The organism is Pseudomonas sp. TAE6080 (assembly GCF_018732265.1).
Classification (GTDB): domain Bacteria; phylum Pseudomonadota; class Gammaproteobacteria; order Pseudomonadales; family Pseudomonadaceae; genus Aquipseudomonas; species Aquipseudomonas brenneri.
On record NZ_JAHIDY010000006.1, the window covers coordinates 141,286 to 157,275 of the forward strand.

2 protein-coding genes are annotated in these 15,990 nt (G+C 62.9%); both read left to right on the forward strand.

Going from position 1 to position 15,990, the window contains the following annotated elements; genetic code table 11:
- Positions 1-108 precede the first annotated feature (108 nt).
- Complete coding sequence (locus KL786_RS07100) at positions 109-13,053, forward strand: non-ribosomal peptide synthetase (protein WP_215517146.1); 12,945 nt, start codon at positions 109-111, stop codon at positions 13,051-13,053.
- Between the two features lie 150 nt (positions 13,054-13,203).
- The gene (locus tag KL786_RS07105) at positions 13,204-15,939 is read left to right on the forward strand and encodes a carbohydrate binding domain-containing protein (RefSeq protein ID WP_215517147.1); all 2,736 of its coding nucleotides are present in this window, start codon (positions 13,204-13,206) and stop codon (positions 15,937-15,939) included.
- The last annotated feature ends 51 nt before the right edge of the window (positions 15,940-15,990 follow it).

A 15,990-nucleotide genomic window follows, 5' to 3' on the forward strand; every position in this document is an offset into this window, starting at 1 on the left:
ATGGTGCTGCGCGACGAGCGGCCCTGGCGACCGGCTGAACACGTCGCCACGCGCCCACGCCCTCTATCCCCGATTTCCCCGTAAGCCGATTTCAGGCAGGAACCCCTCATGATGGACGCCTTCGAACTTCCCCGCACTCTGGTCCAGTCCCTCCAGCGCCGTGCCGCGCAGACCCCGGATCAAGTGGCCCTGCGCTTTCTGGCCGAGTCTGCCGACGACACCGTAGTGCTCAGCTACCGTGACCTGGACCTGCGCGCCCGCACCATCGCCGCCGCCCTGCAGGCCTCGGCCGGGCTGGGCGAGCGTGCGGTGCTGCTGTTCCCCAGCGGGCCGGACTATGTCGCGGCGTTTTTTGGCTGCCTGTACGCCGGGGTCATCGCGGTACCGGCCTATCCGCCGGAGTCGACCCGTCGCCATCACCAGGAGCGGTTGCTGTCGATCATTGCCGATGCCGAGCCAAGGCTGTTGCTGACCAGCAGCGGTTTGCGCGACTCGCTGGGGCAGATCCAGGAAGCGCCGCCCTTGCTCTGCGTGGATGAGCTGCACAGTGACATTGCCGCAGGCTGGGCCACGCCAAACCTGCAGGATGACGATATCGCCTTCCTGCAATACACCTCCGGTTCCACCGCCTTGCCCAAGGGTGTGCAAGTCACTCACGGCAACCTGGTGGCCAACGAACTGCTGATCCGCCGTGGCTTTGGCATCGACCTCAACCCCGATGACGTGATTGTCAGCTGGCTGCCGCTGTACCACGACATGGGCCTGATTGGCGGCCTGCTGCAACCGATCTTCAGTGGCGTGCCGTGCGTGCTGATGTCGCCGGCGTACTTCCTCGGCCGGCCCTTGCGCTGGCTGGAAGCAATCAGCCAATACCGCGGGACCATCAGCGGTGGCCCGGACTTCGCCTACCGCCTGTGCAGCGAGCGGGTCAGCGACTCGGCCCTTGCGCGCCTCGACCTGAGTCATTGGCGCGTGGCTTATTCCGGCTCCGAGCCGATTCGCCTGGACACCCTGGAGCGTTTCGCCGAGAAATTCGCAGGCTGCGGCTTCACCCCGAACAACTTCTTTGCCTCCTATGGCCTGGCCGAGGCGACTCTGTTTGTCGCCGGCGGCACCCGTGGCCAGGGCATTCCGGCCTTGCGCCTGGACGAACAGGCGTTGGCCGCCAACCGGGCGAAGCCTGGGCAGGGCAGTGCGATCATGAGTTGCGGCACCAGCCAGCCCGAGCACGGGGTGCTGATCGTCGAGCCCCATACCCTGGCTGAACTGGACGACAACTACGTCGGCGAAATCTGGGCCACCGGCCCGAGCATTGCCCACGGCTACTGGCGCAACCCCGAAGCCACCGCCAAGACCTTCGTGCAGCATGCCGGTCGCACCTGGCTGCGCACCGGAGACCTGGGTTTTATGCGTGACGGTGAGGTGTATATCACCGGGCGCCTCAAGGACCTGTTGATCGTGCGTGGCCACAACCTGTACCCGCAAGACATCGAGCAAACCGTCGAGTGCGAAGTGGAAGTGGTGCGCAAGGGTCGTGTCGCGGCGTTTGCGGTGAATGACCAGGGCCTGGAAGGGATTGGCATTGCCGCAGAGATCAGCCGCAGCGTGCAGAAGATCCTGCCGCCCGAAGCCCTGATCAAGGCCATCCGCCAGGCGGTGGCCGAGGCCTATCAAGAGGCGCCGTGCGTGGTGGTGCTGCTTAACCCCGGCGCGCTGCCGAAAACCTCCAGTGGCAAGGTCCAGCGTTCGGCTTGCCGCACTCGCCTGGCCGATGGCAGCCTCGACAGCTACGCGCAGTTCCCCGACCAGCAGGTGCAGGCGGGTGATGAGGCCTTGGCGTCAGGGCTGCAACAGCAGATCGCCGCGATCTGGTGTGAGCAGTTGCAGGTGGAACAGGTGGCTGGCGATGATCACTTCTTCTTGCTCGGCGGCAACTCCATCAGTGCCACCCAGGTGGTCGCGCGCCTGCGCGAGAGCCTGGGCCTGGAGCTCAATCTGCGCCTGTTGTTCGAGGCGCCGGTGCTGGCCGACTTTGCCGCCAGCGTCGGGCAATTGCAGCAGGACGGTGGTGTGGCCCAGGGCGCAATCAGCGCCTTGTCACGCCAGCAGGATATGCCGCAATCCCTGGCGCAAAACCGCCTGTGGATCACCTGGCAGTTGGACCGGCAGAGCAGCGCCTACACCATTCCCGGTGCATTGCGCCTGCGTGGCGAGCTGGATGAAGACGCGCTGCACACAAGCTTCGCGCAACTGATCCAGCGCCACGAAGCGCTGCGTACGCGTTTTTATGAGCGCGACGGCCAGGGCATGCAGTGTGTCGATGCCCAGCGCGAGTTTGCCGTGCAGGTCATCGACCTGCGCGACCTGCCCGTGGCCGAGCGTGAGGCCCGCGCCGCACAGATCCGCGAGGACGAGGCACGCACCCAGTTCGACCTGGAGCAGGGCCCGCTGCTGTGGGTCACGCTGGTGCGCCTGGACGATGAGGATCACCAGTTGCTGGTGACGATGCACCACATCATCGCTGACGGCTGGTCGCTGAATGTATTGATCGATGAATTCTCGCGCCTCTACGCCGCCGCGTCCCAAGGCCAGACCCTAGAGTTGCCAGCCCTGGCCGTGCAGTACGCCGACTACGGCAGTTGGCAGCGCCAATGGCTGGCCGGAGGCGAAGGCCTGCGCCAATTGGCCTACTGGCAGCAGCAACTGGGTGACGAACATCCCACCCTGAGCCTGGCCACCGATCACCCGCGTTCGGCCCAGCAACGGCACAGCGCTTCGCGCTACAGCGTGCGTCTGGATGCGGACCTCGGCGCAGCCATCCGCCAGACTGCCCAGGCCCACCAGGCCACGCCATTCGTGCTGTTGCTGGCGGCATTCCAGAGCCTGTTGCACCGCTACAGCGGCCAGCGCGATATCCGCATCGGCGTGCCCAACGCCAACCGTGGGCGTCACGAAACCCAGGGCCTGATCGGCTTCTTTATCAACACCTTGGTGCTGCGCGCCGAGATGGATGCGCACCTGCCGTTCAGCGAGCTGCTGGCGGCGACACGCCTGGCGGCCACCGATGCCCAGGCCCATCAGGACTTGCCGTTCGAACAACTGCTGGAAGCTTTCCCGCAGGCTCGCGAACAGGGCCTGTTCCAGGTCATGTTCAACCACCAGCAGCGCGACCTCAGCGCCTTGCGCCGCCTGCCTGGCCTGCTCGCGCAAGAGTTGCCATGGCATAGCCGCGAAGCCAAGTTCGACCTGCAACTGCACAGCGAAGAAGACCGCAATGGGCGCCTGAGCCTGTCATTCGACTATGCCGACGAACTGTTCGACGCCAGTACTATCCAGCGTCTGGCCGCGCATTTGGTCAGCCTGTTGCAGGCTGTCTGCGCGCAACCACAGCAGGCTCTGGGCGATATCCCGCTGCTGAGCGCCAACGAGCATGCCCAGCAACGTATCTGGAGCGAGGCACCGTGCGCACCGGCGCAGCGTCTGGTGCCGGAGCAACTCAACCAGCATAACGACGAGCGCACCGCCCTGGTCTGGCAGGACGCCAGCCTGACCTTTGCCCAACTGCACACCCAGGCCAACCGCCTGGCCCATTACCTGCGTGATAAAGGCGTTGGCCCGGACGTGTGCGTGGCGATTGCCGCCGAGCGCTCGCCACAACTGCTGGTCGGCTTGCTGGCAATTCTCAAGGCCGGTGGCGCCTACGTGCCGCTGGACCCGGACTACCCGGCCGACCGCCTGGCCTACATGCTGGCCGACAGCGGTGTGCAATTGCTGCTGACCCAGACCTCTCTGCTGGCGCAGTTGCCAGCGCCTGAGGGCGTGTCGGTAATCGCCATGGACAGCCTCAAGCTCGACAGCTGGCCGACCCAGGCGCCGGGCCTGCACCTTGATCCCGACAACCTCGCCTATGTGATCTACACCTCCGGCTCCACTGGCCAGCCCAAGGGCGTGGGCAACACCCATGGCGCCCTGGCGGAGCGTTTGCAATGGATGCAGGCCACCTACTCGTTGGATGAAAGCGATGTGCTGATGCAAAAGGCACCGATCAGTTTCGACGTGTCGGTGTGGGAATGCTTCTGGCCGCTGATCACCGGTTGCCGCCTGGTACTGGCCGGCCCCGGCGAGCATCGTGACCCCCATCGCATTGCGCAGTTGGTGCAGGAACATGGGGTCACCACCCTGCATTTTGTGCCGCCACTGTTGCAGCTGTTTGTCGACGAGCCGCTGGCGGCCGAGTGCACCAGCCTGCGCCGGGTGTTCTCCGGTGGTGAAGCCTTGCCCGCCGAATTGCGCAATCGGGTCCTAGCGCAATGGCCAGCGGTGCAGTTGCACAACCGCTATGGGCCGACCGAAACCGCCATCAACGTCACCCATTGGCATTGCCAGGGTGCAGATGGTGAACGCTCGCCGATCGGCCGGCCACTGGGCAATGTGATTTGCCGGGTGCTGGACGCGCAATTCAACCTGCTGCCGGCGGGTGTGCCGGGCGAGCTGTGCATCGGCGGGATTGGTCTGGCGCGCGGTTATCTGGGGCGTGCGGGGCTGACGGCCGAGCGTTTTGTGGCCGACCCGCTGGGCGCGGCGGGCGCGCGCCTGTACCGCACCGGCGACCGCGTGCGCTGGGCTGCCGATGGCGTGCTGGAGTACCTCGGGCGCCTGGACCAGCAGGTCAAGCTGCGCGGCTTTCGCGTCGAACCGGAAGAAATCGAGGCGCGTCTGTTGGCCCAGGACGGCATTGCCCAGGCGGTGGTGCTGATCCGCGACACCGCTGGCGGTGCGCAGTTGATCGGTTACTACACCGCCAGCGGCGAGCAGGATGAGCAGGACGTGAAAGCCGCCCTGGCCGCCGAGTTGCCGGAGTACATGGTGCCGGCGCAACTGATACAACTCGATGTCATGCCGCTGAGCCCCAGTGGCAAGGTGGATCGTCGTGCCTTGCCGGAACCGGTGTGGCAGGTGCGTGAACATGTGGAGCCGCAAACCGCGCTGGAACAGCAAATCGCCGGGATCTGGCGCACGGTGTTGGGCCTGCCGCGCATCGGCCTGCGCGACGACTTCTTCGCCCTTGGCGGCCACTCGCTGCTGGCCACGCAAATCATCTCCCGCACGCGCCAGGCCTGTGATGTGGAGCTGCCGCTGCGCACCTTGTTCGAAGCCAGCGAGTTGGGTGATTTTGCCGAGCAGGTCCGCGTGATCCAGGCCAGCGGCCAGCGTAACCAGCAGACTGCGATTGGCAAGGTCGATCGCAGCCAGCCGGTGCCGCTGTCCTATTCCCAACAGCGCATGTGGTTCCTCTGGCAAATGGAGCCGGACAGCCCGGCCTATAACGTCGGCGGCATGGCGCGCTTGCGCGGGGTGCTGGATGTGGGGCGTTTCGAGGCGGCGTTGCAAGCCTTGATCATGCGTCATGAAACCCTGCGTACCACGTTCCCGAGTGTCGATGGCGTAGCCCGGCAGAAAGTCGCCGCGCAAAGCAGCGTGCGCATGAGCTGGCAGGATTTCTCGGCCCTGAACGAGGCCGAGCGCCAACTGCGCTTGCAGCAACTGGCCGACCAGGAAGCCCACAGCCCGTTCAACCTGGAGACCGGGCCGCTGCTGCGCGCCTGCCTGGTCAAGGCTGGCGATCAGGAGCACTACCTGGTGCTGACCCTGCACCATATCGTCACCGAAGGCTGGGCCATGGACATCTTTGCCCGTGAACTCAGCGCGCTATACGAAGCCTTTATCGATGAGCGCGAATCGCCGCTCGAACCCCTGCCAGTGCAGTACCTGGACTACAGCGTGTGGCAGCGCCAATGGCTGGAGGCCGGTGAGCGTCAGCGCCAGCTCGACTACTGGACCGCGCAACTGGGCAACGAACATCCCTTGCTGGAACTGCCCAGCGATCGGCCACGCCCGGCAGTGCAAAGTCACCAGGGCGAGTTGTACCGTTTTGACCTCAGCGCCGACCTGGCCGCCAGGGTTCGCGCCTTCAATGCCGAGCATGGCCTGACGCTGTTCATGACCATGACCGCAACCCTGGCCACGCTGCTCTACCGCTACAGCGGCCAGACCGACCTGCGCATCGGCGCGCCAGTGGCCAACCGGATCCGCCCGGAAAGCGAAGGGCTGATCGGTGCCTTCCTCAACACCCAGGTATTGCGTTGCCAGCTCGATGGGCAGATGCGTGTCGGCGAGCTGTTTGAGCACGTGCGCCACACCGTGATCGAGGGCCAGTCCCATCAGGACCTGCCGTTCGATCATCTGGTGGAAGCCCTGCAACCGCCGCGCAGTGCCGCGTATAACCCGTTGTTCCAGGTGATGTGCAACGTGCAGCGCTGGGAGTTCCAGCAAAGCCGGCAACTGGCCGCAATGACCGTCGAATACCTGGCCAATGACGCGCGTGCCACCAAGTTCGACCTCAACCTGGAAGTCACCGACCTCGACCATCGCCTGGGTTGCTGCCTGACCTACAGCACCGACCTGTTCGACGAGCCGCGCATTGCACGCATGGCGGCCCATTGGTGCAACCTGCTGGAGGCGATGATCGCCGATCCGCAGCAGCGTTTGAGCGAGCTGGCGCTGCTGCAGATCGATGAACAGCGTGCCCTGCAAGACAGCCTCGGGATCGAGGCCGGCGAGCACCGTCTCGACCAGTGCATCCATCATCTGTTCAGCCAGCAGGTCCAGGCCCGTGGCGAGGCCCCGGCGCTGACCTTTGCCGGGCAGACCCTGAGCTACCGTGAGCTGGACAGCCGCGCCAATCGCCTGGCCTGGATGCTGCGCGAGCGTGGGGTTGGCCCGCAGGTGCGGGTCGGCCTGGCGCTGCCGCGATCCCTGGAAATGGTCATCGGCCTGCTGGCGATTCTCAAGGCCGGTGGCGCCTATGTGCCGCTGGACCCGGAATACCCGCTGGACCGCCTGCACTACATGATCGAAGACAGCGGCATCGGCCTGTTGCTCAGCGATGCGGCGATGTTCGATGCCCTGGGCACGCTGCCTGCCAGCGTCAGTTGCTGGTGCCTGGAAGATGACCTGCCGGTGCTCGCCAATTACCCGGCCAGCGACCTGCCGGCGATCAGCCTGGCGCAACATCAGGCGTACCTGATCTACACCTCCGGTTCCACCGGCAAGCCCAAGGGCGTGGTGGTGTCCCACGGTGAGATCGCCATGCATTGCCAGGCGGTGATCGGGCGGTTTGGCATGCGCCCTGACGATTGCGAACTGCATTTCTACTCGATCAACTTTGATGCTGCCACCGAGCGCCTGCTGGTGCCGCTGCTCAGTGGCGCGCAGGTGGTGTTGCGGGCCCAGGGCCAATGGGATGCCGAAGAGATCTGTGGGCTGATCCGCGAGCATCGCATCAATATCCTCGGCTTTACCCCAAGCTATGGCAGCCAGTTGGCGCAATGGCTCGCCACGCAACACCAGACCTTGCCGGTGCGCATGTGCATCACCGGCGGCGAAGCCCTGACCGGCGAGCATTTGGCGCGTATCCGTGCGGCGTTCCAGCCGGCGCTGTTTTTCAACGCCTACGGGCCGACCGAAACGGTGGTCATGCCCCTGGCAAGCCTGGCCCCCGAAGTGCTAGAGGAGGGCGCTGGCAGCGTGCCGATCGGCAGCATCATCGGTGCGCGGGTCGCCTATATTCTGGACGCCGACTTGGCACTGGTGCCCCAAGGTGCCACTGGCGAGCTATTCGTCGGCGGTGCGGGCCTGGCCCAGGGTTATCACCAGCGTCCGGGCATGACCGCCGAACGTTTTGTGGCTGACCCGTATGCCGATGGCGGGCGGCTCTATCGCACCGGCGATCTGGTGCGCCAACGCGCCGATGGCCTGGTGGAGTACCTGGGGCGGATCGACCATCAGGTGAAAATCCGTGGTTTCCGTATCGAGTTGGGCGAGATCGAAACCTGCCTGCTTGAGCATGAGGCGGTCCGTGAGGCCGTGGTCCTGGCCCTGGATGCGCCGAGTGGCAAGCAACTGGCGGCGTATCTGGTCAGCGACGCCAGCGATCACACAGCCTTGCGCGAGGTGCTCAAGACGCACCTCAAGGCGCAATTGCCCGACTACATGGTGCCCACGCACCTGATGGTGCTGGACAGCATGCCGCTGACCGCCAACGGCAAGCTTGACCGCCGTGCCCTGCCGCAACCGGACCCTGAAGCCAACCGCCAGCAGTACGTGGCGCCGAGCAATGAGCTGGAACTGAGCCTCGCCGCGATCTGGTGTGCGGTGCTCAACGTGCAGCAGGTCGGGTTGCACGATAATTTCTTCGAGCTGGGCGGCGATTCGATCCTGTCGATCCAGGTGGTCAGCCGGGCGCGGCAGGCGGGGATTCACTTCAGCCCGCGCGACCTGTTCCAGCACCAGACCGTGCAGGCCCTGGCAGCGGTGGCCACGCGCAGTGAGCTGATCACTGCCGAGCAGGGTGTATTGACGGGTCCCACGGGGATGACGCCGATCCAGCACTGGTTCTTCGACAGCGACATCCCGGCGCGCCAGCACTGGAACCAGGCCTTGTTGCTGGCACCGGTGCAGGCTCTGGACCCGCATCGCCTTGAACAGGCGCTGTTGGCCGTGCTGGAGCACCACGACGCCTTGCGCCTGAGCTTCACCCAGCGCGACGCGCAATGGAATGCCGAGCATCTGGCGGTGCCGGAAGGCGGGGTGTTGTGGCTGGCCCAGGTGACGGATATGCAGCAGTGCGAGGCGCTGTTCGTCGATGCCCAGCGCAGCCTTGACCTGGAACACGGCCCGCTGCTGCGCGCCTTGCTGGTGGACGGGCCGATTGGCCAGCAACGCTTGCTGATCGCGATCCATCACCTGGTGGTGGATGGCGTGTCCTGGCGTGTATTGCTTGAAGACCTGCAAAACGTCTATCGCCAATTGAGCGACGGCCAGGCCGTCAGCCTGCCGGCCAAGACCAGTGCGTTACGCGACTGGGCCGCGCGTTTGCAGGCCTATGCCAGCAGCGAATCCCTGCGTGAAGAACTGAGCCTATGGCAGCAACAGTTGGCCGGCCCGCCGGTTGAACTGCCGGTGGACCGCGCGCACGGCAGCCTGCGCAATCGTGACGCGCAGACCGTCAGCGTGCGCCTGGATGCCGAGCGCACCCGCCAATTGCTGCAACAGGCGCCGAGCGCCTATCGCACCCAGGTCAACGACCTGCTGCTGACCGCACTGGCCCGCGTGCTGTGCCGCTGGAGCGGGCACGAGTCGACGCTGATCCAATTGGAAGGCCACGGCCGCGAAACCCTGTTCGATGAAATCGACCTGACCCGCAGTGTCGGTTGGTTCACCAGCGCGTACCCGCTGCGCCTGACCCCGCTGGATATCGAGGAGGCCAGCGGGCAGGGCGCATCGATCAAGGCGATCAAGGAGCAACTGCGGGCGGTGCCCCACAAGGGCCTGGGTTATGGCGTGCTGCGCTACCTGGCCGACAGTACTTGTCGCCAGGCCATGGCCGCGTTGCCGAGCGCTTCGATCACCTTCAACTACCTGGGGCAGTTCGACCAGAGCTTTGATAGCCAGGCGCTGTTCCATCCATTGGAAGCGTCTGCCGGGCCGGCCCATGATCTGGATGCGCCGCTGCCCAATGCCTTGAGTGTGGACAGCCAGGTGTACGGCGGCGAGTTGGTACTGCGCTGGACCTTCAGCTGTGAGCGCCATGACCACCAGACCATCAGCGAACTGGCCGAGGCCTACCTGGGCGAGTTGCAGAGCCTGATCGCCCACTGCCTGAGCGATGAGGCCGGCGGCCTGACGCCGTCCGATTTCCCGCTGGCGCACCTGACCCAGCCACAACTGGACGCGTTGCCAGTGCCGGCCAGCGCCATCGAAGACGTGTACCCGCTGACGCCGATGCAGGAGGGTTTGCTGTTGCATACCCTGCTGGAGCCGGGCACCGGTTTGTACTACATGCAGGACCGCTACCGCATCAACAGCGAGCTCAACCCCGAGCGCTTTGCCCTGGCCTGGAAAGCCGTGATCGCCCGGCATGAAGCCTTGCGGGCGTCGTTCTGCTGGAACGTGGGCGAAGACATGTTGCAGGTGATCCACAAGCCCGGCAGCACGCCCATCGAGTATCTGGACTGGAGTACTGTCCCTGAAACCGAGCAAGAGCCACGCCTGCAAGCGTTGCTGAAAAATGAGCGCGAAGACGGTTTTGATCTGCTCAACCAGGCGCCGTTCCACCTGCGCCTGATTCGCGTCGGCGAAGCCCGCTACTGGTTCATGATGAGCAACCATCACATCCTGATCGATGCCTGGTGCCGCTCGTTGTTGATGAATGACTTCTTCGATATCTACATGGCATTGGGTGAAGGCCGCGAGGCGCAGTTGGCAGCGCCGCCACGTTATCGCGACTACATTGCCTGGCTGCAACGCCAGAACCTGGCCGAGGCGCGGCAGTGGTGGCAACAGAACCTGCAAGGCTTTGAGCGCACCACGCCCATTCCGAGCGACCGACCATTCATGCGCGAACACGCCGGCCATAGCGGCGGCATGGTGGTGGGTGATTGCTACACCCGTCTGGATGTACGCGACGGTGCGCAATTGCGCGAGCTGGCCCAGGCGCACCAGTTGACTGTGAATACCTTCGCCCAGGCGGCGTGGGCCTTGGTGTTGCGGCGCTTGAGCGGTGAGCGTGACGTGCTGTTCGGCGTCACTGTGGCAGGGCGCCCGGTGGACATGCCGCACATGCAGCGCACGGTCGGCCTGTTCATCAACAGCATCGCCCTGCGGGTCAAGTTGCCTGAGGACGATCAGCCGTGCAGTGTGCGCCAGTGGTTGAGCACCTTGCTCGACAGCAATATGCAACTGCGCGAATACGAGTACCTGCCGCTGGTGACGATCCAGGAGCACAGCGAACTGCCCAAGGGCCAGCCGCTGTTCGACAGCCTGTTTGTATTTGAAAACGCCCCGGTGGAAGTCTCGGTGCTGGACCGTGCGCAAAGCTTGAACGCCACCTCGGACTCGGGCCGCACCCACACCAACTTCCCGCTGACAGCCGTGTGCTACCCGGGCGATGACCTGGGGTTGCACCTGTCCTACGACCAGCGTTATTTCGATGAAACCACCGTGCAAGGCATGCTCGCTGAGTTCAAGCGCCTGCTGCTGGCGCTGGTGCAGGGCTTCCATGGCGATATGGCCGACCTGCCGCTGATTGGCGAGCAGGAGCGTGAATTCCTGGTGGACGGTTGCAACCAGAGCGCCCATGACTACCCGCTGGAACGCAGCTACGTCGAACTGTTCGAGGAGCAAGTGGCGCAGCATCCGCAGCGCATTGCCGCCAGTTGCCTGGACCAGCAATGGACTTATGCCGATCTGAATCAGCACAGCAACCGCCTGGGCCATGCGCTGGTCGCGGCGGGTGTCGGCCCGGATCAGCCGGTGGCGCTGCTGGCCGAGCGTGGCCTGGATCTGCTGGGCATGATCATCGGCAGCTTCAAGGCCGGTGCGGGTTACCTGCCACTCGACCCGGGTCTGCCGACCCAGCGCCTGAGCCGTATCATCGACTTGAGTCGCACACCGTTGCTGGTGTGTACCGAGGCCTGCCGTGAACAGGCGCAGGCATTGCTCGAAGATTTTGCCTGCGGCGCACGGCCGAAGTTGCTGGTGTGGGAAGAACTGGCAGGTGAGCACACCAACCCGGAGATCTACAGTGCCCCGGACAACCTCGCCTATGTGATCTACACCTCCGGCTCCACAGGGCTGCCCAAGGGCGTGATGGTCGAACAGCGCGGCATGCTCAACAACCAACTGAGCAAGGTGCCGTACCTGCAACTGAGCGAGCAGGATGTGATCGCGCAGACGGCCTCGCAGAGTTTTGATATTTCCGTGTGGCAGTTCCTTGCCGCGCCGCTGTTCGGCGCGCGGGTGGACATCGTGCCCAACACCATTGCCCATGACCCGCAGGGTTTGCTGGCCCATGTCCAGGTCCAGGGCATCACGGTGCTGGAGAGCGTGCCGTCGCTGATCCAGGGCATGCTCGCCCAGGACCACATCAGCCTGGATGGCCTGCGCTGGATGTTGCCGACCGGTGAAGCGATGTTGCCTGCACTGGCACACCAATGGCTGTTGCGCTACCCGGATATCGGCCTGGTCAATGCCTACGGCCCGGCGGAATGCTCGGATGACGTGGCGTTCTTCCGTGTCGACCTGGCCTCGACCCGCGGCACCTACCTGCCGATTGGTACCCCGACGGATAACAACCGCTTGTACCTGCTCGATGGTGCGCTGGAGCTGGTGCCACAAGGTGCGGTCGGTGAGCTGTGCGTGGCCGGCACCGGAGTGGGGCGTGGTTATGTCAGTGATCCGCTGCGTACCGCCCAGGTGTTTGTGCCGGATCCGTTTGGTGCTCCGGGGGAGCGCTTGTATCGCACCGGCGACCTGGCGCGTCGGCGCAGTGACGGCGTGCTGGAGTACGTCGGGCGTATCGATCATCAGGTGAAGATCCGCGGTTACCGCATCGAACTGGGTGAAATCGAGGCCCGCCTGCATGAGCAGCCCGAGGTGCGTGATGCTGCGGTCGGCGTGCAGGAAGGTGTCAACGGCAAGCACTTGGTCGGCTATCTGGTTGCCAGCGATGCCAGCCTCAACCCCGGCGAACGCCTGGACCGTATCAAGCAACGCCTGCGTGCCGAACTGCCGGAATATATGGTGCCACTGCACTGGCTGTGGCTCGACCGCCTGCCGTTGAACGCCAACGGCAAACTCGACCGCAAGGCCCTGCCGGCCTTGGAAATCGGCCAGTTGCACAGCCAGGACTACCTGGCACCGCGTAGCGAACTGGAGCAGACCCTGGCCACGATCTGGGCCGAGGTGCTGAAGGTCGACAAGGTTGGGGTGCAGGACAACTTCTTCGAACTGGGTGGGCATTCGTTGCTGGCCACGCAAATTGCTTCGCGGGTGCAGAAAGCCCTGCAGCGTGATGTACCGCTGCGGGCGATGTTCGAATGCAGCACGGTAGAGGAATTGGCGGCGTACATCGACGGGTTGGCGGCCAATGAAATCAGCGCTGGGACGGTGGATCGGCTGAGTGATCTGATGGCGGAACTGGAGGGGTTGTGAGCCGCCCGCTGGTCGGGAAAGCTGGGGTTTTTCAAGCGAACTGTCAAGTCTGACAGTAGGCAGGACTCCTGATCCAAGGGTTAGATAAATGGAGTTTCTGGTCGACGCGGCCAGGCCCGACAGTTATCTAACATTGGACAGGAGTCTATCGTGGCTAAAAAACCGATCCCCACCCAAACCCCGGTTTCCAAAGCGCCCAGTGGAGTATCCGACCCACTGCAAAAGCCTGAAGCAGAATTGCCCTATGCGATCATTCAGTACGCCGCGAACAACAGCGTGCTTTACCCCATGGATGCGATTGATGGCACGACCGCGAAGCTGACCCTGTCAACGGGGGCCACCAACGTCATTTTTTACATGGCCATAAAGGGGCAGGACGAGCCGGTATTCGAGCCCGTTCCTGTGGCACCTGGGATTGATGTAGTTGATATTCGCGCACAATTGATCAGTTACTGCATTGGCCATACGGTGTTGATCAAGTACACGGCCGTAGAGGGAGGCGTCTTTAAGGAATCTCTGGTGCTGGAGCTGGAAGTTCAACAGATCCGGGAGGAGCACCTCGTTGTATCGAGGCCGGTGTTTAAACACGCCAAACCGGTATGGGGCACTTTGACGTTGAACATGTCTGACCTGGTTGACGGGCCTGGCAATAAGATCAATGAAACCGTTGAAGTGGAGGCCTGGCCGCTGATATATGAGGGGCAACGCCTGTTTATTATTGTCGCGGGTAACCAGCACATACCGCCGTACCGTTTTATCTGGGTTGCGTTTGACCATGTGGTGCAAGCCAGCGAGGCTCATGCCGGCCATGTGTTCAGGTTCTCTCTGTCACGCGCCTGGCTGTCCAGGTTGGCGGATTACTCGGCGATAACCGTCCACCATGGTGTGATTTGGGATAAGACTGCGCCTGTGCTTCCTGAGCCGGGTGACCCTCTTATTGAAAATCCGCTCCCGGTTAACGCCCAGGACTTCCACCTGCGCACTACCTCGTTGTTACGGGTGGACTCGGCGCAGGATCTGCCGCCACCGCACTTATTGGAGTCGGTAGAGTTGCCCCCCGGTCACTGGCAGGTCAACCCCACCAATACCGTCAACGGCGGGCATGTCATTGTTGCCTACGAGGGTATGACTGAGGGCGATCATGTCTGTGTTTATGCCAGCGACCCGGACCTTGGGTCTGTGCCGCTTGGGTGCAAGGACGTGCAAGCCGGCGAGACAAGTCTGTCATTTGAGGTTGCGCCCGAGATCATTGCGGCCCTATTCAACAAAACGATGACGCTGAAGTACAGCCTGCAATTTGACAGTTACCAACCCCAGTACTCTCCTGACCGCGTGATCAAGGTACTTGGGCCTCAACTCAGCACGCCGGGTATCGAACAGGCAACAGGGCCGGTCGTAGACCTCAATACGTTCTCCGGTAACGCAACAGGATTGGTGCCTGTCTGGAACTATGCGGCTGAGGGGCAATGCTGCTGGATGTGGCTGACCGGTATGCTTGCAGATGGCAGCCCTTACCGGTTCGACGTCTTGATGGGGGAGCCGCTTACAGCACACTGGCTAGCCAATGGTGTCGACACGGCTATCTTGCGCAATGAGTTGAAAAAACTGGCGGATTGCAGTGACGTTGACCTGCACTTTGCTGCGAGTTTTGATGGCAAGTGCGATCGGGCGAGCGCCATCGAATTCCCGTCGAAGTCCTTCAGCATTGCCCTGGAACACTGGATATTGCGCGCCCCCCAAGTCACCGAAGCGGTAGGTAACGACTTGACCGTCTGGAATGGGCGCGACGGTGTGCATGTCGAGGTGGAATATGAAGGTAGCAATCCTGATCACACCCTCAGTGTTTGTTGGAATAGACCCAATGGCAGTTGCTGGCCACTGGGTTCTCAGCCTGGCAGTGCGTCTGGAGCGGTACGCTTCTTTCTGCCACGTGAGGCCGTGATCGAGAGTATTGGTAAAACGGTAAAGATTGAATACACCGTGAGCAATGCTTGCAAGGTGCAGACTTCTGATGACTTGAACTTGACGATCAGTGTTCCTGTGCGCTTGCCAACGCCGGTCGTAGAACAGGCCACACCACGTGCTACTCAAAATGGCATTTTGGATCTGCGTACCTTTGCCGGCGATGCCGACATCACGGTGGAGAAATGGTGGTTTATTCTGTTGGGGCAGGTTGGCTGGTTGGAATGTACGGGCATCGCAGAGAATGGCTCCGCTCACACCATTAAAGTGTCCATTGCCGAGCCGGTAACCCAAAGTGAAGTGTCCGGTGGACTGAAGAAACTGCTCAAGCGTGCGGAGCTGGAGAAGCTGCGTGATAGAACCAGCCTGGTAGTTGCATTCAAGGCGACGCCTGATGTGGGTGGTGTGCTGGGCAATGCGATTGCATTTGCGACGTTGCATCTGCAGTTTCGCAAGGCGCTTTACGACCATACAGACTTCAATCTTGAGGACAAAGGCTGGAATGGCTGGAATAAAGGTCCGGGCGCCACGAGTCCTGCAGATTTGGTGATTAAGCCAGGCGCTGTGCCTGGATCGCCTAACGGGCATTACTTGCAGGACTGGGGCTATACCAATACGAGCGACCCTGCCACGCAGCGCGTGAAGCTGTACAAGGACTTCACCGAGCTGGAAGTGGGGCGTACCTATAGGTTCAGTGCCTGGGTCCGGGATATTCCAGAATTGGCTAATAGGCCTCGTTTGGTCATCGTGGCCCAAGGGCAGGAAATATCCCCGGTAACGCTGCCGACTACGTCCTGGCATTTGCTCCAGGGTACGTTCAAGGCCAACTCAAGCACGGCGCGGCTCAGTCTTGATAATCTCCAGATGGGGATAGGTCCTGGCAATGACTACGACGTAACGGGACTTACCGTGGCAGAGGTGTGACCTGCGGGCGGTACAGGTAGTGGGCCGTGAGTCGATTATGTGCTTTTCGTT

Excerpts from the sequence above, each read along its gene's own strand:
- KL786_RS07100 (WP_215517146.1), top strand. The coding sequence starts at position 109 with ATGATGGACGCCTTCGAACTTCCCCGCACTCTGGTCCAGTCCCTCCAG.